The organism is Bacteroides thetaiotaomicron VPI-5482, from assembly GCF_000011065.1.
Lineage (GTDB): Bacteria > Bacteroidota > Bacteroidia > Bacteroidales > Bacteroidaceae > Bacteroides > Bacteroides thetaiotaomicron.
In genome coordinates this window covers 3,015,141-3,034,635 of sequence record NC_004663.1, presented here as the reverse complement: position 1 = coordinate 3,034,635, position 19,495 = coordinate 3,015,141, and the positions used below count along the sequence as shown (strand labels likewise).

Annotated in this window: 13 protein-coding genes, 3 tRNA genes and 2 rRNA genes; 16 read left to right on the top strand and 2 right to left on the bottom strand. The window is 43.7% G+C overall.

Translation table 11 applies throughout. The features are described from left to right. Positions 1 to 135 precede the first annotated feature (135 nt). The 12 genes from BT_RS12290 to guaA all read left to right on the top strand — a co-directional run bounded on the left by BT_RS12290 (position 136) and on the right by guaA (position 13,688). Positions 136 to 209, top strand: a tRNA-Ile gene (locus BT_RS12290). A 54-nt stretch (positions 210 to 263) separates the two neighbouring features. After that, positions 264 to 337: transfer RNA gene (locus BT_RS12285), tRNA-Ala, on the top strand. A 162-nt stretch (positions 338 to 499) separates the two neighbouring features. Beyond that, positions 500 to 3,378: ribosomal RNA gene (locus BT_RS12280) — 23S ribosomal RNA — on the top strand. Between the two features lie 179 nt (positions 3,379 to 3,557). Further along, positions 3,558 to 3,668, top strand: a 5S ribosomal RNA gene (gene rrf, locus BT_RS12275). Positions 3,669 to 4,198: 530 nt separating this feature from the next. Then, positions 4,199 to 4,279, top strand: coding sequence for a K(+)-transporting ATPase subunit F (gene kdpF, locus BT_RS25000; RefSeq protein ID WP_062694355.1), 81 nt, complete (start codon positions 4,199 to 4,201; stop codon positions 4,277 to 4,279). 24 nt (positions 4,280 to 4,303) lie between these two features. Then, positions 4,304 to 6,010: a potassium-transporting ATPase subunit KdpA gene (gene kdpA / locus BT_RS12265; RefSeq protein WP_011108291.1), complete on the top strand. Its 1,707-nt coding sequence runs from the start codon at positions 4,304 to 4,306 to the stop codon at positions 6,008 to 6,010. An 18-nt stretch (positions 6,011 to 6,028) separates the two neighbouring features. Next, positions 6,029 to 8,062, top strand: coding sequence for a potassium-transporting ATPase subunit KdpB (gene kdpB / locus BT_RS12260; RefSeq protein ID WP_008763738.1), 2,034 nt, complete (start codon positions 6,029 to 6,031; stop codon positions 8,060 to 8,062). A 16-nt stretch (positions 8,063 to 8,078) separates the two neighbouring features. Further along, positions 8,079 to 8,648 carry a K(+)-transporting ATPase subunit C gene (locus tag BT_RS12255; RefSeq protein ID WP_008764090.1) on the top strand — a complete coding sequence of 190 codons (570 nt, stop codon included), beginning with the start codon at positions 8,079 to 8,081 and terminating at the stop codon, positions 8,646 to 8,648. Between the two features lie 115 nt (positions 8,649 to 8,763). Beyond that, the gene (locus BT_RS12250) at positions 8,764 to 9,510 is read left to right on the top strand and encodes a hypothetical protein (protein ID WP_008764091.1); all 747 of its coding nucleotides are present in this window, start codon (positions 8,764 to 8,766) and stop codon (positions 9,508 to 9,510) included. A 98-nt stretch (positions 9,511 to 9,608) separates the two neighbouring features. Continuing rightward, positions 9,609 to 10,736 carry a sensor protein KdpD gene (locus BT_RS12245; protein WP_032813994.1) on the top strand — a complete coding sequence of 376 codons (1,128 nt, stop codon included), beginning with the start codon at positions 9,609 to 9,611 and terminating at the stop codon, positions 10,734 to 10,736. A 19-nt stretch (positions 10,737 to 10,755) separates the two neighbouring features. Then, positions 10,756 to 12,195 (top strand): HAMP domain-containing sensor histidine kinase, encoded by a 1,440-nt coding sequence (locus tag BT_RS12240; RefSeq protein ID WP_008764093.1) that lies wholly within the window; start codon positions 10,756 to 10,758, stop codon positions 12,193 to 12,195. A gap of 185 nt (positions 12,196 to 12,380) precedes the next feature. Beyond that, entirely contained in the window at positions 12,381 to 13,688 is a 1,308-nt protein-coding gene (gene guaA / locus BT_RS12235; protein ID WP_008764094.1) for a glutamine-hydrolyzing GMP synthase, read from the top strand. A 166-nt stretch (positions 13,689 to 13,854) separates the two neighbouring features. Here guaA and BT_RS12230 read toward each other — a convergent pair. Then, positions 13,855 to 13,928: transfer RNA gene (locus BT_RS12230), tRNA-Met, on the bottom strand. 224 nt (positions 13,929 to 14,152) lie between these two features. Between BT_RS12230 and BT_RS12225 the strand changes: the two genes are divergently transcribed. The 4 genes from BT_RS12225 (at position 14,153) to BT_RS12210 (ending at position 19,010) form a co-directional block, all read left to right on the top strand. Beyond that, entirely contained in the window at positions 14,153 to 14,539 is a 387-nt protein-coding gene (locus BT_RS12225) for an START-like domain-containing protein (protein WP_008763744.1), read from the top strand. Positions 14,540 to 14,615: 76 nt separating this feature from the next. After that, positions 14,616 to 16,514, top strand: coding sequence for an LptF/LptG family permease (locus BT_RS12220; protein ID WP_008763745.1), 1,899 nt, complete (start codon positions 14,616 to 14,618; stop codon positions 16,512 to 16,514). 5 nt (positions 16,515 to 16,519) lie between these two features. Continuing rightward, positions 16,520 to 17,734, top strand: coding sequence for a bifunctional 3,4-dihydroxy-2-butanone-4-phosphate synthase/GTP cyclohydrolase II (locus BT_RS12215; RefSeq protein ID WP_008763746.1), 1,215 nt, complete (start codon positions 16,520 to 16,522; stop codon positions 17,732 to 17,734). 82 nt (positions 17,735 to 17,816) lie between these two features. Beyond that, positions 17,817 to 19,010, top strand: a complete 1,194-nt coding sequence (locus BT_RS12210) for a pyridoxal phosphate-dependent aminotransferase (protein ID WP_011108289.1) — start codon at positions 17,817 to 17,819, stop codon at positions 19,008 to 19,010. Between the two features lie 145 nt (positions 19,011 to 19,155). Here the strand turns inward: BT_RS12210 and BT_RS12205 are convergent, their stop codons facing one another. After that, positions 19,156 to 19,326 carry a DUF362 domain-containing protein gene (locus tag BT_RS12205; RefSeq protein WP_002559159.1) on the bottom strand — a complete coding sequence of 57 codons (171 nt, stop codon included), beginning with the start codon at positions 19,324 to 19,326 and terminating at the stop codon, positions 19,156 to 19,158. Positions 19,327 to 19,495: the final 169 nt, after the last annotated feature.

Sequence of the window (19,495 nt, the reverse complement as noted above, 5' to 3'; positions counted from 1 at the left end):
CATAGGTTCTATTATTGTACTACTGGTACTTGTTTATTTATAACATATAGATCAACCATCTATAGAAGTATAGATAGAGATAAACAAGAGAAAAGAAAGAAGCCGAGTCTAACATCAGGTAGACAAGGTTGAACTAGTCCTATAGCTCAGTTGGTTAGAGCGCTACACTGATAATGTAGAGGTCGGCAGTTCAACTCTGCCTGGGACTACTCCGAACAAAAATTGTCGTTGTCAATTCATTATTGCAATGTTCAATTACTCTTGGGGGATTAGCTCAGCTGGCTAGAGCATCTGCCTTGCACGCAGAGGGTCAACGGTTCGAATCCGTTATTCTCCACAGTCTCTGAAAAGAGAAACGATCTTTGACATGATGTACAAAAAGTAAAATTTAGTAAAGAGCTAAAAGTATATATCGAACCGTACGTTTTAAGTACAACACTATTAAGTACTTTGGGTTAATACCTGATACTTAATACCTGATACTTAAAAGTAAGTTTGAAAGAAAGTAAGCAAGGGCGCATGGCGGATGCCTTGGCTCTCGGAGGCGATGAAGGACGTGATAAGCTGCGATAAGCTCTGGGTAGGTGCAAATAACCTTTGATCCAGAGATTTCCGAATGGGACAACCCGGCATTCTGAAGGAATGTCATCCATCTTTGATGGAAGCTAACGCAGGGAACTGAAACATCTTAGTACCTGTAGGAAAAGAAAATAATAATGATTCCCCTAGTAGTGGCGAGCGAACGGGGAATAGCCCAAACCACCCATGTTACGGCATGTGTGGGGTTGTAGGACCACGATGTCGCAAGACATTTGATGAGTAGAATCCTCTGGAAAGTTGAACCATAGACGGTGATAGTCCGGTATACGAAGTCAAATTAAGCGTAGTGGTATCCTGAGTAGCGCGGGACACGAGAAATCTTGCGTGAATCTGCCGGGACCATCCGGTAAGGCTAAATACTCCCGAGAGACCGATAGCGAACCAGTACTGTGAAGGAAAGGTGAAAAGCACTTCGAATAGAAGAGTGAAATAGTCCCTGAAACCGTGCGCCTACAAGCGGTCGGAGCTGCTTAAGCAGTGACGGCGTGCCTTTTGCATAATGAACCTACGAGTTACTTTTTCCGGCAAGGTTAAGCATCTTGAGATGTGCAGCCGAAGCGAAAGCGAGTCTGAACAGGGCGTCGAGTCGGAAGGAGTAGACGCGAAACCAAGTGATCTACCCTTGGTCAGGTTGAAGGTTAGGTAACACTAACTGGAGGACCGAACCGATAAGCGTTGAAAAGCTTCCGGATGAACTGAGGGTGGGGGTGAAAGGCTAATCAAACTTGGAGATAGCTCGTACTCCCCGAAATGCATTTAGGTGCAGCCTTGTGAGTTACTAATGTGAGGTAGAGCGACTGATAAGATGCGAGGGCTTCACCGCCTATCAAGTCTTGATAAACTCCGAATGCGCATTAGTTCTATCACAGGAGTGAGGGCATGGGTGCTAAGGTCCATGTCCTAAAGGAGAAGAATCCAGACCATCAGCTAAGGTCCCCAAATAAACACTAAGTTGAACTAACGAAGTCAGATTGCTAAGACAGCTAGGATGTTGGCTTGGAAGCAGCCATTCATTTAAAGAGTGCGTAACAGCTCACTAGTCGAGGAGTTTGGCGTGGATAATAATCGGGCATTAAGTGTTTTACCGAAGCTATGGGATCAGTAATGATCGGTAGGGGAGCATTCCACTCTGCGTCGAAGGTGAAGCGTGAGCTTTGCTGGAGCGTGTGGAAAAGCAAATGTAGGTATAAGTAACGATAAAGGGGGTGAGAAACCCCCTCGCCGAAAGACTAAGGTTTCCTGATCAACGCTAATCGGATCAGGGTTAGTCGGGTCCTAAGGCTCAGCCGAACGGTGAGGCCGATGGCAGAACAGGTTAATATTCCTGTACTACCTTAAGGAGTGACGTGGAGACGGAGCAGTGACAGCGCCGCGGACTGACGGAATAGTCCGTTGAAGGGTGTAGATGTTGATCATCCCAGGCAAATCCGGGATGAGAGTCGAACCTGATAGTATGGAGCGTTCTTCGGAACAATCCAATAGTGCGTGTAAGCATACTCCCAAGAAAATCCGCTAAACTTAATCCTTAAGGTACCCGTACCGCAAACGGACACACGTAGTCGGGTTGAATATACTAAGGCGCTTGAGTGATTCACGGTTAAGGAACTAGGCAAATTGACCCTGTAACTTCGGGATAAAGGGTCCCAACGAGAGTTGGGCGCAGAGAATAGGTCCAGGCAACTGTTTAACAAAAACACAGGGCTGTGCCAAATTGAAAGATTACGTATACAGCCTGACACCTGCCCGGTGCTGGAAGGTTAAGAGGAGATGTCATCGCAAGAGAAGCATTGAATTGAAGCCCCAGTAAACGGCGGCCGTAACTATAACGGTCCTAAGGTAGCGAAATTCCTTGTCGGGTAAGTTCCGACCTGCACGAATGGTGTAATGATCTGGACACTGTCTCAACCGTGAGCTCAGTGAAATTGTAGTATCGGTGAAGATGCCGATTACCCGCGATGGGACGAAAAGACCCCGTGAACCTTTACTATAGCTTAACATTGAATTTGGGTAATTGATGTGTAGGATAGGCCGGAGACTTCGAAGCAGGTACGCCAGTATTTGTGGAGTCGCTGTTGAAATACGGCCCTTTGATTATTTGAGTTCTAACTCGTGGTACGAGGACACTGTTTGGTGGGTAGTTTGACTGGGGTGGTCGCCTCCAAAATAGTAACGGAGGCTTCTAAAGGTGCCCTCAGGACGATTGGTAACCGTCCGTAGAGTGTAATGGCATAAGGGCGCTTGACTGGGAGACTAACAAGTCGATCAGGTAGGAAACTAGAGCATAGTGATCCGGTGTTTCCGTATGGAAGGGACATCGCTCAAAGGATAAAAGGTACTCCGGGGATAACAGGCTGATCCCTCCCAAGAGCTCATATCGACGGAGGGGTTTGGCACCTCGATGTCGGCTCGTCACATCCTGGGGCTGGAGAAGGTCCCAAGGGTTGGGCTGTTCGCCCATTAAAGTGGCACGCGAGCTGGGTTCAGAACGTCGTGAGACAGTTCGGTCTCTATCTATCGTGGGCGTATGAAATTTGCGTGGCTCTGACACTAGTACGAGAGGACCGTGTTGGACTGACCGCTGGTTTACCAGTTGTGCCGCCAGGTGCATTGCTGGGTATCTAAGTCGGGATTGGATAAGTGCTGAAAGCATCTAAGTACGAAGCCAGCCACAAGATTAGATTTCTTAGGGTCGTTAAAGACGATGACGTTGATAGGATGCAGGTGTAAAGGTGGTAACATCAAAGCCGAGCATTACTAATTGCCCGTTCACTTTCTTTCGGACGGTGCGGATCGCGATATATACGTTTAGCTTTTTTAATTGACAATTGACAAATGACAATTGACAATTGACAATTAGATTAACAGATACTTGAATTTTACTTTTTATCATGTCATAACTTATCATGACAGCTGCGATAATTGTCATTTGTCAATTGTCCATTGTCAATTGAAGAAATTCAGGTGGTTATAGCACGAGGGTTCCACCTCTTCCCATTCCGAACAGAGAAGTTAAGCCTCGTCACGCCGATGGTACTGCGTAACAGTGGGAGAGTAGGTAGCCGCCATTTTTAGAGAAGCCCTTCCGGTAGAAATACCAGAAGGGCTTTATTGTGTTTGATACTTTCGGAATTTAAGTACACATCATCCACATACTTCAAATCTCCTGTTCTGCTAAAAAATAAACGACCGGACAATCTTTTATAATACTATTTTTCAGTATCCTTTTCAGCCTCTTTTTCCTTCAATTTCATTCTTTTTCCTTCTGTTTTATTTAAAATCCCATATTCTGCCAAGACTAAATACCCTTTCAAAATTGAACTACTTTTTCAAAATGGAAAGGTCGACTCTGTTATTATATATTTCCTTCTTCTTTATATATGTTTGATAATCAATTTATTGCCATTTCTTTTAGAGTTTTGGCACGCATTTGGCATAATACATTGCAAGTATTATAATAATAAATATTTAAAAGATTAAAGACATGGAGATAACACTATCATTTGTTTTTTGCCTCTTGAGCGGCTTTGCCTGCTTCTGGCTATTTTGGAAATGCGTAGACTGGTTTGAAAAGATCTAGAAGAGGAAAGGAGAATTAATTATGTACACAACACTATTTGTATTAGGTATTGCAATCTTCGGTTATTTGATGTATGTACTCATCAGACCCGAAAAGTTTTAAAGTTATACAGTTTAAGGTAAAAGTATGAATACAGAAATTTTAGGTGTGGTCGCACAAGTTGCCTTGATGGTGATTTTGGCTTATCCACTAGGAAGATACATTGCCAAGGTTTATAAAGGAGAGAAAACCTGGTCGGATTTCATGGCTCCTATTGAAAGAGTCATTTATAAAGTATGCGGAATTGACCCTAAAGAAGAAATGAACTGGAAACAGTTCCTGAAAGCATTATTGATATTGAATGCATTTTGGTTCGTATGGGGAATGGTATTGCTGGTTTCGCAAGGATGGTTACCTTTAAATCCGGATGGCAACGGTCCCCAAACGCCGGATCAGGCTTTTAATACCTGTATCAGTTTTATGGTCAACTGTAACTTGCAGCACTATAGTGGTGAAAGCGGATTGACTTATTTCACACAGCTGTTTGTCATTATGCTCTTCCAGTTTATTACCGCTGCAACCGGTATGGCTGCTATGGCTGGTATTATGAAGAGTATGGCTGCCAAGACAACAAAAACAATCGGTAACTTCTGGCATTTTTTGGTAGTGAGCTGTACACGTATCCTGTTACCGCTTTCTTTGATTGTAGGTTTCATCCTGATTCTTCAGGGAACCCCGATGGGATTCGACGGAAAAATGAAGGTCACTACCCTCGAAGGACAGGAACAGATGGTTTCGCAAGGACCTGCGGCTGCCATTGTGCCCATTAAACAATTAGGAACGAATGGAGGCGGTTACTTTGGTGTGAACTCTTCTCATCCGTTGGAAAATCCGACTTATCTTACCAATATGGTGGAGTGCTGGTCTATCTTGATTATTCCGATGGCAATGGTACTTGCATTAGGGTTTTATACTCGTAGAAAGAAACTGGCTTATAGTATTTTCGGAGTGATGCTCTTTGCTTTCCTGGTAGGCGTCTGTATCAATGTCAGTCAGGAAATGGGTGGAAATCCCCGTATCGATGAACTGGGAATTGCGCAGGATAACGGTGCGATGGAAGGTAAGGAAGTTCGTTTGGGTGCCGGAGCTACAGCACTTTGGAGCATTGTGACTACTGTTACTTCCAATGGTTCGGTGAATGGTATGCATGATTCTACTATGCCGTTGTCAGGTATGATGGAGATGCTGAATATGCAGATTAATACTTGGTTCGGCGGTGTAGGCGTAGGTTGGATGAATTATTATACGTTCATTATTATCGCGGTATTTATCAGCGGTTTGATGGTAGGTCGTACCCCGGAATTTCTCGGAAAGAAAGTAGAAGCCCGTGAAATGAAAATAGCTACGATAGTAGCACTGCTTCATCCATTTGTCATATTAGTGTTCACAGCAATCTCAAGTTATATATATGTATATCATCCTGACTTTGTGGAAAGCGAGGGCGGTTGGCTGAACAATCTTGGATTCCACGGCTTGAGTGAGCAGCTTTATGAGTATACATCTTGTGCCGCTAACAATGGTTCCGGCTTTGAAGGACTGGGAGATAATACTTATTTCTGGAACTGGACCTGTGGTATTGTACTTATTCTTAGCCGATTCCTGCCTATTATCGGACAAGTTGCCATTGCCGGCCTGCTGGCTCAGAAGAAGTTCATTCCCGAGAGTGCCGGAACACTGAAGACTGATACGCTGACTTTCGGAATAATGACGTTTGTCGTTATCTTCATTGTGGCTGCTCTGTCCTTCTTCCCGGTACACGCTTTGAGTACAATTGCCGAACATTTAAGTTTGTAATTCTGAATTAGAGAAGATATGAAAAATATGAAATCAGCTTCTTTGTTTCAAAAGGAGCAAGTTATAGAAAGCCTGAAACAATCATTCGTGAAGCTAAACCCGCGACTGATGATAAAGAACCCGATCATGTATACGGTAGAGGTGGCTACAGTGGTCATGTTGTTTGTGACACTTTACTCCATCATCAATCCCTCTCAGGGTTCGTTTGCCTACAACATAGCTGTGTTTATCATTCTGTTTATTACACTGCTGTTTGCCAATTTTGCCGAAGCGATTGCCGAAGCACGGGGAAAAGCGCAAGCCGACAGCCTGCGTAAAACACGGGAAGAGACACCTGCCAAAAAGGTGGAAGGTAATCAAATAGTGACTGTAAGTTCTTCACAGCTAAAGAAAGGAGATGTGTTTGTCTGTGAAGCCGGAGACGTGATTCCGTCCGATGGGGAAATAATCGAAGGATTGGCCTCTATCGATGAAAGTGCGATTACAGGTGAGTCTGCTCCGGTGATCCGGGAGGCAGGCGGCGATAAAAGCTCAGTGACGGGAGGTACGAAAGTATTGTCCGATCATATAAAAGTAATGGTGACCACCCAACCGGGAGAAAGTTTTCTGGATAAAATGATTGCACTGGTAGAAGGTGCGTCTCGTCAGAAAACTCCGAATGAGATAGCACTGACTATTCTGCTGGCTGGTTTTACACTTGTCTTTGTCATTGTGTGTGTGACGTTAAAACCGTTTGCCGATTACAGCAATACTGTCATTACCATTGCTTCACTTATTTCTTTGTTTGTGTGTCTGATTCCGACAACAATCGGAGGACTTCTTTCTGCCATCGGTATTGCCGGTATGGACCGTGCACTACGTGCGAATGTGATAACAAAATCGGGTAAGGCAGTGGAAACTGCCGGCGATATTGATACCTTGTTGCTGGATAAGACCGGAACTATCACCATCGGTAATCGTAAAGCTACCCATTTTCACACTGCGCCGGGCATTGATCTGCACGCTTTTGTAGAAAACTGTCTGCTTTCTTCTCTGTCCGATGAAACTCCGGAAGGCAAATCAATCGTAGAACTGGGACGTGAATCAGGTATCCGTATGCGCAGCTTGAATACGACAGGCGCACGAATGATTAAGTTTACAGCCGAAACCAAATGCTCGGGTGTCGATTTGCCGGACGGAACTCAGATTCGTAAAGGGGCTTTTGATGCTATCCGTAAGATTGTGGAAACTGCCGGAAATAAATTCCCCGAAGAAGTGGAAAAGGTGATCGCTGCTATTTCAAGCAATGGTGGTACGCCGTTGGTGGTATGTGTTAATCGGAAAGTGACGGGTGTTATCGAATTGCAGGATATCATCAAGCCGGGTATTCAGGAACGTTTCGAACGCTTGCGCAAAATGGGAGTGAAGACAGTGATGGTGACCGGTGATAACCCGCTGACTGCCAAATATATTGCAGAAAAGGCAGGTGTCGATGATTTTATTGCCGAAGCGAAGCCGGAAGATAAAATGGAATATATCAAGAAGGAACAACAGTCCGGCAAACTGGTGGCAATGATGGGGGACGGTACGAATGATGCTCCCGCTTTGGCTCAGGCGAATGTCGGAGTAGCAATGAACAGTGGTACGCAGGCTGCAAAGGAAGCCGGCAATATGGTAGATCTGGATAATGATCCTACCAAACTGATCGAGATTGTGGAAATCGGTAAGCAGTTGCTGATGACCCGTGGAACACTGACTACTTTCTCTATCGCCAACGATGTGGCTAAATATTTTGCCATTGTCCCCGCCTTGTTTATGGTGGCTATCCCCGAACTGGCGGCGTTGAATATCATGCAGTTGCATAGTCCTGAGAGTGCGATCCTTTCGGCAGTCATCTTCAATGCGATTATTATTCCGATCTTGATTCCGTTGGCTTTGCGTGGCGTTCAGTACAAGCCGATAGGTGCAAGTGCTTTGCTTCGCCGGAATCTGCTGATTTACGGTGTAGGTGGTGTGATTGCTCCGTTTATCGGAATTAAACTGATTGATTTATTAGTAGGTTTATTCTTTTAATTAAAAAACAATAGCGATGAAAACTTTATTTAAATCACTAAAGATAACTCTTGTTTTCTGTGTCTTTTTCTCCGTATTCTATATTCTTATTTTGTGGTTGTTTGCACAAGTGGCAGGACCTAATAAGGGAAATGCTGAAGTTGCCACACTGGATGGAAAAGTGGTGGGTGCGGCCAATGTCGGTCAGATGTTTACAAAAGATATTTATTTCTGGGGACGTCCTTCGTGTGCCGGAGACGGTTATGATGCTTCTAGTTCGTCCGGCAGCAACAAAGGACCCACGAATCCCGAATATCTGGCTGAAGTGGAAGCGCGTATCGATACGTTCCTTGTACATCATCCCTATCTGAGCCGTAAAGATGTTCCGGCGGAGATGGTAACGGCGAGTGCCTCCGGTCTCGACCCTAATATTACTCCGCAATGTGCATATGTGCAGGTAAAGAGAGTGGCACAGGCACGTGGACTGACTGAAAATCAAGTGAAAGAAATCGTTGATCAAAGTGTGGAGAAGCCTTTACTCGGAATTTTCGGAACGGAGAAAATAAATGTGCTGAAGCTGAATATAGCACTTGAAGAGAATAAATAACCAAACACTGGGCGGCGTGCCTGTCCGAATCGTTTTAGTTATTTATTGCGGTTCAAATAAACAGGGCTGGACAGGGCGCTGCTCTTTTTTAGAAACATAAAATAAAAAGATAAATATGAAGAGTTTTTTTAGTAAGAAGATTGTTGTAGGAGCATTGGTTGCGGCAACTGTATGCGTATCGGGTATAACGGATGCAAAAGCACAGGAATTTGCTGTGCAGGGAGATATTGTCAGTTCCTATGTCTGGCGGGGAATGTACCAGGGTGGAGGTGCGGCTTTTCAACCCACGCTGGGGTTTGGGTTCGATAATTTTTCTGTTACCGCATGGGGATCTACTAATTTCAGTGGAGGGAATAAAGAACTGGATCTGACTCTTGCCTATAAGTTTGGTAAGGCGGGACCTACGCTGACGGTTGCCGATTTGTGGTGGGAAGGTGAAGGGGCATATAAATATTTTAATTTTAAGAGCCACGAGACGGGACATCATTTTGAGGCGGGATTGGCTTATACGTTGCCCGTAGAGAAGTTTCCCCTGTCCGTAGCGTGGTATACGATGTTTGCCGGAAAAGACAAGAAGCTGAATGATAGCGGAGAACTGAAGCAGAATTATTCCTCCTATCTGGAACTGAACTATCCTTTCAGTGTGAAAAATGTCGATTTAAATGTAACTTGCGGCGCAGTGCCGTATAAGGCGGAGGGTATCTACACGAATAGTGGCTTCGCCGTGACTAATGTAGCTTTAAAAGGAATGACAGAGATAAAAATTAATGATAAGTTTTCATTGCCGATATTTGCACAGGCTATATGGAATCCATGTGTTGAAGATGCTTTTTTGGTTTTTGGCGTAACTTTAAGACCATAGATATAAACTCATGAATTTTTATTATGCAGAAACCCGTGGTGATCGTGATGATTACTACGGGTTGAAATAGTTTATAAACAGCAATTAATGAAATGGATATGGATAGAGAACAGAGTGTACAACATTTTTTGGATCTGATCAAGAAGTCTCATCGAGGCAAGTTTAAAATCTATATCGGCATGATAGCCGGTGTAGGGAAGTCTTACCGTATGCTTCAGGAGGCTCATGAACTGCTGGAGAATGGGGTGGATGTACAAATCGGCTATATTGAAACTCACGGACGTGCCGGAACGGAGGCTCTGATGCAGGGACTGCCTGTGATCCCCCGACGTAAAATTTTCTATAAAGGAAAAGAGTTGGAGGAAATGGATGTGGACGCCATTATCCGCCTTCATCCCGAGATTGTGATTGTGGACGAACTGGCACACACCAATGTGGAAGGCAGTTTGAACGAGAAACGTTGGCAGGATGTGATGACTCTGTTGGATGAGGGGATTAATGTGATTTCCGCAATCAATATCCAGCATATCGAGAGTGTGAATGAAGAAGTGCAGGAGATTACAGGGATCGAGGTGAAAGAACGGGTGCCGGACAGTGTGCTTCAGGAAGCGGATGAAGTGGTGAATATCGACTTGACAGCGGAAGAACTGATCTCGCGTCTGAAAGCAGGAAAGATATACCGTCCGGAAAAGATTCAGACAGCACTGGATAATTTCTTCCGGACCGAGAATATCCTTCAACTGCGGGAACTGGCTCTGAAGGAAGTGGCGCTCCGGGTGGAGAAGAAGGTGGAGAATGAGGTTGTGATGGGTGTTTCGGTCGGAATCAGGCATGAGAAGTTCATGGCTTGTATCAGTAGTCATGAGAAAACACCCAGGAGGATTATCCGGAAGGCGGCACGTCTGGCAACACGATATAATACAACTTTTGTTGCTCTCTATGTGCAGACTCCGAGGGAGAGTATGGACCGGATTGATCTGGCCAGTCAGCGTTATTTGCTGAATCATTTTAAGCTGGTAGCAGAACTGGGCGGAGAGGTCATCCAGGTGCAGTCGAAGGATATTCTGGGGAGTATTGTCAAAGTTTGTCGGGACAAGCAAATATCTTCTGTCTGCATGGGAACTCCTAATCTGAGATTTCCTCATGCCATTTGCTCCATACTCGGATATCGAAAGTTTTTGAATAATTTGTCACAAGCTAATGTAGATTTGATTATACTTGCATAATATTAACCGTATGAACGATATGAATATTAAAACAAAACTGATTCTCGGCATCGGGATGCTGGCGGGAATGATTATTTTGCTGGTAACACTTTCTGTTGTGAACCTTCAGCTGCTGACTGCCACAGAACCTGATAGCCCTGCCGCTATGCCGGCATTGGAACGCGCTCTGTTGTGGATTTCCGTTACCGGCGGTATTTGTATATTGACCGGATTGACATTGCTGTATTGGTTGCCCCGAACAATCAGTAAACCCATCAAGGAACTGAAACAAGGGATTCTTGAAATAGCCAATCATAATTATGAAGAACGGCTGGATATGAGAAATAATCAGGAGTTTCGGGAAGTCGCCGAGAGTTTCAACCGTATGGCGGAACGTCTGGCCGAGTATCGGGCAAGTACGTTAGCAGATATTCTTTCTGCCAAGAAATTCATTGAGGCCATCGTGAACAGTATCGACGATCCGATAATCGGTCTGAATATGGATCGTGAGATTTTGTTTATTAATGAGGAAGCACTGAACGTGCTGAATCTGAAAAGAGGTAATGTCATACGTAAATCTGCGGAAGAATTGTCTTTGAAGAATGATCTGCTTCGCCGGCTGATTCGTGAACTGGTGACGCCGGGAGATCAGAAAGAGCCGTTAAAGATATATGCCGATGATAAAGAGAGTTATTTCAAGGCTTCCTATATTCCTATCATAAATACGGATGCAGGGAAGGATGAACCCAGCAAATTAGGGGATGTCATTCTGCTGAAGAATATAACGGAATTCAAGGAACTGGATTCTGCCAAGACTACATTTATTTCGACCATTTCACACGAATTGAAAACTCCGATTGCGGCTATCATGATGAGTCTGCAGCTATTGGAAGATAAACGTGTCGGTGAGCTGAATGATGAACAGGAACAGTTGTCCAAAAGCATCAAGGAAAATAGCGAACGCCTGTTGAGCATTACGGGCGAATTGCTGAATATGACTCAGGTAGAGGCAGGCAAGCTGCAATTAATGCCGAAGATAACGAAGCCCATTGAACTGATAGAATATGCGATTAAAGCTAATCAGGTACAAGCGGATAAGTTCAATATCCAGATAGAAGTAGAGTACCCGGAAGAGAAAATCGGCAAGCTCTTTGTCGATAGTGAAAAGATAGCTTGGGTATTGACTAATTTGCTCAGCAATGCGATCCGTTATTCTAAAGAAAACGGGCGTGTCGTGATTGGCGCCAGGCAGGAAGGAGATATGATCGACCTGTACGTTCAGGATTTCGGTAAAGGCATCGATCCCCGTTACCACAAGAGTATTTTCGACCGTTACTTCCGTGTTCCCGGAACAAAAGTTCAGGGCAGCGGACTCGGTTTGTCTATTTCGAGAGACTTTGTGGAAGCGCATGGCGGTACGCTGACAGTAGAAAGTGAACTGGGAAAAGGAAGTCGGTTTGTGATGCGACTGAAAGCATAAAAGAGAATGTTCGGAAAGTGTCCGAGGCGGTTGCTGTGATAAATAAATGTGGTAGCTGATTTAATTTGAAATGAAACTTTGGGAATCAAGACATTGCAGCGTCTTTTAAAATCTTTATATTTGCAGACTAATTGAAGTTAAAGTCAAATTTATACAATATAATAACTTAAAAGAACCAGAATCAGATGAAACAGGACATGATTGTTATCCTTGACTTGGGTAGTCACGAGAATACGGTATTGGCGCGCGCCATCCGTGCATTAGGAGTTTATAGTGAGATTTATCCTCACGACATCACAGTAGAAGAACTGAAAGCATTGCCCAACGTAAAGGGTATTATTATCAATGGTGGACTGAACAACGTGATCGACGGTGTTGCTATTGACGTGAATCCGTCTATTTATACGATGGGGATTCCTGTTATGGCTGCCGGTCACGATAAAGCGACTTGCGCAGTGAAGCTTCCGGCATTTACAGATGATATCGAGGCTATTAAGGCTGCTATAAAGTCTTTCGTATTTGATACTTGTCAGGCTGAAGCTAACTGGAATATGGCGAACTTTGTCAATGACCAGATCGAGCTGATCAGACGTCAGGTGGGTGATAAGAAAGTATTGCTGGCATTGTCGGGTGGTGTTGACAGCTCAGTGGTAGCTGCTTTACTTTTGAAGGCAATCGGTGAAAATTTGGTATGCGTGCACGTAAATCACGGCTTGATGCGTAAAGGTGAGTCTGAAGATGTTGTTGAAGTATTCAGCAACCAATTGAAAGCAAATCTGGTTTATGTAGATGTAACAGACCGCTTCCTGGATAAATTGGCAGGTGTGGAAGATCCCGAACAGAAACGTAAGATTATCGGTGGTGAGTTTATCCGTGTGTTCGAAGAAGAAGCACGTAAACTGGATGGTATCGATTTCTTAGGTCAGGGTACTATTTATCCGGATATTGTAGAGAGCGGAACGAAGACTGCCAAGATGGTGAAATCTCATCATAATGTAGGCGGTCTGCCTGAAGATCTTAAGTTCCAGCTTGTAGAGCCCTTGCGCCAGTTGTTCAAGGATGAAGTGCGTGCTTGTGGTCTGGAGTTGGGGTTGCCTTATGAGATGGTTTACCGTCAGCCGTTCCCCGGTCCTGGTTTAGGTGTACGTTGTCTGGGTGCTATCACACGCGATCGTCTGGAAGCAGTACGTGAGTCTGACGCCATTTTGCGTGAAGAATTCCAGATTGCCGGCCTGGATAAAAAGGTATGGCAATACTTTACCGTAGTGCCTGACTTTAAATCTGTTGGTGTACGCGATAATGCCCGTTCTTTCGATTGGCCGGTGATTATCCGCGCTGTCAATACGGTAGATGCTATGACAGCTACTATTGAACCGGTAGACTGGCCTATCCTGATGAAAATCACAGACCGTATTCTGAAAGAAGTGAAGAATGTGAATCGTGTTTGCTATGATATGTCGCCGAAACCTAATGCGACTATTGAATGGGAATAAGAGTATAGAGCATTAAATAGAATAGCCCCCGGAAGCTGAATATAAACTTTCGGGGGCTAATTTTTTGCATTTAGCGTCACCTATGGCGTCACCTGCCACCAATTGATGTATAAAAGAAAAAGGCACCCAAGAGTGGAAGCCTCTCAAATGCCTTATTCTTATCAAGTAGCGGGACCCGGGATTGAACCGGGGACCTCATGATTATGAATCATGCGCTCTAACCAGCTGAGCTATCCCGCCATCATTTCTCGATTGCGGGTGCAAAGATAGATGTTTTTCTGTAATCTCCAAAACAATTCATAACTTTTTTGTGTTTTTTCTTTAGAACGAGGTTCTCTTTTTCCTATAAATAGGGAGTTTGGGGCCTTGAAAAGAAATAAGTTTTAAATAAAGTGTCTGATTTATGCCACATAATTAGAAAAAAGTATTTATCTTGGCACACGTAAAAACAATTCGAAATTGCTATGAAAAAAGAAAAAATTCATTTGGAGTATTTGTTGAACGCAACATCTAAAAATATTCTTTGGGCAGCTATTAGCACACCGACCGGGCTGGAGGACTGGTTTGCTGATAAAGTAGTATCTGATGATAAAATCGTAGAATTCCATTGGGGGAAGACTGAACAAAGAAATGCCGAGATTATTGCGATCCGTTCTTTCTCATTTATTCGCTTTCGTTGGCAGGATGACGAAAATGAACGCGATTACTTTGAAATCAAAATGACTTATAATGAGCTGACAAGTGACTATGTATTAGAAATTACAGACTTCGCAGAGGCGGACGAAGTTGCTGACATGAAAGAATTGTGGGAGTCGCAAGTGGCGAAATTGAGAAGAACGTGTGGTTTTTAGTTAACTTTCAACTAAAAATTTTCTATGCTACTTTTTTTGTGCTAATTTTGCGTCTTAATTGCACGAACCTATTAAGATGCTACGCATAAAGAAATTAGATATATTTATCGTAAAGAGCTTCCTGATGCTCTTTATAGGTACATTCTTCATCTGTCTCTTCATCTTCATGATGCAGTTTTTGTGGAGATATGTAGACGAGTTAGTCGGAAAGGGATTGGATATGAGTGTGATAGCTCAGTTCTTCTTTTATTCCGCATTGACACTGGTTCCAATATCGTTGCCGTTGGCAATATTGCTGGCTTCTTTAATAACCTTCGGCAACTTTGGCGAACGTTACGAGTTGCTCGCAATGAAAGCTGCGGGTATATCCTTGCTTAAAATTATGCGCCCGCTGGCTTTCTTTGTCTGTGGTTTGGTTGCTGTCTCTTTTTATTTCCAGAATGTCGTGGGGCCTATTGCTCAGACGAAACTATACACACTGATTATTTCGATGAAACAAAAGTCTCCGGAATTGGATATCCCGGAGGGGGTGTTTTATTCGGAAATACCGGATTATAACCTGAAGATAGCCAAGAAGAACCGGAAGACAGGTATGATGTATGATGTGCTGATTTATAATCTGAAAGATGGATTTGAGAACGCACATATTATTTATGCAGATTCCGGACGGATGGAAATGACTGCAGACAAGCAGCATCTCTGGCTGCATTTGTACAGTGGTGATTTATTTGAAAACCTGAGATCACAGAGTATGAAATCTCAGAATGTACCGTATCGTCGGGAAGAATTCCGGGAAAAACATACGATTATTGAGTTTGACTCAGACTTTAATATGGCGGATGCCAGTATTATGAGTAATACATCTGCTGCCAAAGATATGTCGATGCTGCAAGCCTCCATCGACTCAATGAAAATGGTGGGTGATAGTATCGGAAGACAATATTACCGGGAAGTTTCTGAAGGGAATTTCCGTAGCACCTATGGATTGACAAAGGAGGATACGGTCAAGATTATGGAGGCGAATATTACTGAATATAATATCGACAGTCTCTATGAGGTAGCTCCTTTGATGCAGAAGCAGAAGGTGATTTCATCCGCTGCAAGTCGTGCGGAAAACCTGAGCAGTGATATAAACTTCAAGAGTTACACGATGGGTAGCCATGATTATAGTATGCGGAAGCATGAGATAGAGTGGCATAAAAAGATCACTATTTCACTTTCCTGCCTGCTGTTCTTCTTCATTGGTGCCCCATTGGGCGGAATTATCCGTAAAGGAGGACTCGGTATGCCGGTCATCGTTTCGGTGATGGTATTCATCATTTATTATATCATAGATAATACAGGCTATAAGATGGCACGTGACGGCAGATGGGTCGTATGGATGGGAGTGTGGACCAGTAGTGCCGTGCTTGCCCCGTTAGGTGCTTTCCTGACTTACAAATCAAATAAAGACTCTGTAGTGCTCAATGCCGATGCGTATATCAATTGGTTTAAGAAGATTGTCGGTATCCGTAACATACGCCATTTATTCAAGAAAGAGGTGGTGATTCACGATCCGGATTATACTCGCATACCGGGTGATTTGCAGGTGCTTACTGACGAGTGCAAAGAGTATATAGCTAAAAATCGCCTGATGAAAGCCCCGAATTATTTTAAGTTGTGGATGTCGGGCGAGAAGGATGATGAGATGATATCTATCAATGAAAAGTTGGAGACACTCATAGAGGAGATGTCCAATACGAAGTCTGTGACTTTGCTGAACACATTAAACAATTATCCGATTATTTCCGTTTCTGCTCATATACGCCCGTTCCACACCTATTGGCTGAATCTGGCTGCCGGGGTTATTTTCCCTATAGGATTATTCTTTTATTTCCGTATCTGGGCATTCCGTGTCCGGTTGGCGAAAGATATGGAACGGATAATAAAAAACAATGAACAAATTCAATTCATCATACAGAATATTAATAAATAAGTGTTATGGAAGAGATTAAAATGGATAGAATAGAAGATGCGATTGCCGATTTCAAAGAAGGCAAGTTTGTCATTGTAGTGGATGATGAAGATCGTGAAAACGAAGGTGATTTAATCATAGCTGCCGAAAAGATAACTCCTGAGAAAGTTAACTTTATGTTGAAACATGCGCGTGGTGTGCTCTGTGCGCCTATCACGGTGTCGCGTTGTAAAGAACTGGATTTGCCGCATCAGGTCAGTGATAATACTTCTGTATTGGGCACTCCTTTTACAGTGACAATTGACAAACTGGAAGGTTGTAGTACCGGAGTTTCTGCTTCCGACCGTGCTGCCACTATTCAGGCGTTGGCCGATCCTGCTTCTACACCGGCTACTTTCGGACGTCCCGGACATATTAATCCGCTGTATGCACAGGAAAAAGGAGTACTTCGTCGTGCCGGACATACAGAAGCTACCATCGATATGGCACGCCTTGCCGGACTTTACCCTGCAGGTGCTCTGATGGAAATAATGAGCGATGACGGTACGATGGCACGTCTGCCGGAACTTCGTGCAATGGCCGATGAACATGGACTGAAACTGATTTCCATTCATGACTTGATTGCTTATCGTCTGAAACAGGAGTCAATCGTAGAAAAAGGCGTTGAGGTAAATATGCCGACCGAACATGGTATGTTCCGTCTGATTCCTTTCCGTCAGAAATCGAATGGACTGGAGCATATGGCTATATTTAAAGGTACATGGAATGAAGACGAACCTATCTTGGTGCGTGTCCATTCATCTTGCGCTACTGGTGATATTCTTGGCTCACACCGTTGTGACTGTGGCGAGCAACTGCATAAAGCGATGGAAATGATTGAAAAAGAAGGAAAAGGTGTGGTGGTTTATCTGAATCAGGAAGGCCGTGGTATCGGTTTGATGGAAAAGATGAAAGCATATAAACTTCAGGAAGACGGTATGGATACCGTTGACGCCAACCTTTGCTTAGGACACCTGGCAGACGAACGCGACTATGGAGTAGGAGCCCAGATTCTGCGTGAACTGGGAGTGCACAAAATGAAACTTCTGACAAATAATCCCGTGAAACGTGTAGGGCTGGAAGCCTATGGACTGGAAATTGTAGAAAATGTACCTGTTGAAACAGTTCCTAATCCATATAATGAGCGATATCTGAGAACAAAGAAAGAAAGAATGGGACATACATTACATTTTAATAAGTAAAATGCCATTTTGTTTTCATATATCGAATATTATCGCTTATTTTGCAACGAATTTCACTCAACAACAATAAAATAGATACAAAATGAATCAATTATCAGATCGTTTGAACAGCTTGTCGCCGTCGGCGACGCTTGCCATGTCGCAAAAGAGCAACGAACTCAAAGCGCAGGGTATTGATGTTATTAACTTAAGTGTAGGAGAACCGGATTTCAATACTCCTGACCACATCAAAGAAGCTGCGAAGAAAGCCATTGATGATAACTTTTCTCGCTACTCTCCGGTACCGGGTTATCCGGCTTTACGCAATGCGATTGTTGAGAAGCTGAAAAAAGAGAACGGTCTTGAATATACTGCTGCTCAGATTTCTTGTGCCAATGGTGCAAAGCAATCTGTATGTAATGCGATCCTGGTATTGGTAAATCCGGGTGATGAAGTAATTGTACCGGCTCCTTACTGGGTGAGCTATCCGGAAATGGTGAAGATGGCAGAAGGTACTCCTGTCATTGTTTCTGCCGGCATCGAACAAGATTTCAAAATTACTCCGAAACAACTGGAAGCAGCTATTACTCCGAAAACAAAAGCATTGATTCTTTGTTCTCCGTCCAACCCCACAGGTTCTGTTTACAGCAAAGAAGAACTGGCTGGACTGGCAGCCGTGCTGGCTAAGTATCCGCAAGTAGTGGTAATTGCTGACGAGATTTACGAACATATCAATTATATCGGTGCACATCAGAGCATTGCTCAGTTCCCGGAAATGAAAGAACGTACAGTGATCGTGAACGGTGTATCCAAAGCCTATGCGATGACTGGATGGAGAATCGGTTTCATTGCTGGTCCGGAATGGATTGTGAAAGCTTGTAACAAGCTTCAGGGACAATACACTTCGGGTCCTTGCTCGGTATCTCAGAAAGCTGCCGAGGCTGCTTACGTAGGTACACAAGAACCGGTGAAAGAAATGCAGAAGGCATTTGAACGTCGTCGTGACCTGATCGTGAAGTTGGCTAAAGAAGTGCCGGGTTTCGAAGTAAACGTACCGCAAGGTGCTTTCTATCTGTTCCCGAAATGTAGCTACTTCTTCGGCAAGAGCAACGGCGAACGTAAAATTGAAAACTCGGACGACTTGGCAATGTACCTGCTCGAAGATGCTCATGTAGCTTGTGTAGGCGGTACTTCCTTTGGTGCTCCTGAATGTATTCGTATGAGCTACGCTACAAGTGATGAGAACATTGTAGAAGCTATCCGTCGAATCAAGGAAGCATTGGCTAAATTGAAATAAGCAATCTTAGAGAATATAGAACGGTAGGCTATCTCCTGAAAAAGAAAGTCTACCGTTTTTTTATGTAATTTCCTTTTGTCCGTAGCGATAAAATAAAAAAGGCTGCCTTCCGTAGAAAGCAGCCTATACTTTTTTGTCGATTGTATTATTCAGCCGGGTGAATAGCTTCAGACGGGCAAACGTCTGCGCAAGTTCCACAGTCAGTACATACATCTGGGTTGATAGAATAGATATCACCTTCAGAGATAGCTTCTACCGGACACTCGTCGATACAAGTTCCGCAAGCAATACAATCGTCACTAATTACGTAAGCCATTTTTTTAAGATTTAAATTATTAGTACTAATTCGTTCGGCAAAAATAAAGCTTTTATTCATTACTTGGTATGCTTCTTTGATTAAATTGACTTAATTTGTACGTCTTCTAAATAAGCAACCTCCCTATTATGTGCTATATTTTTCGTATTTTTGCAGCCAAATTACTAAT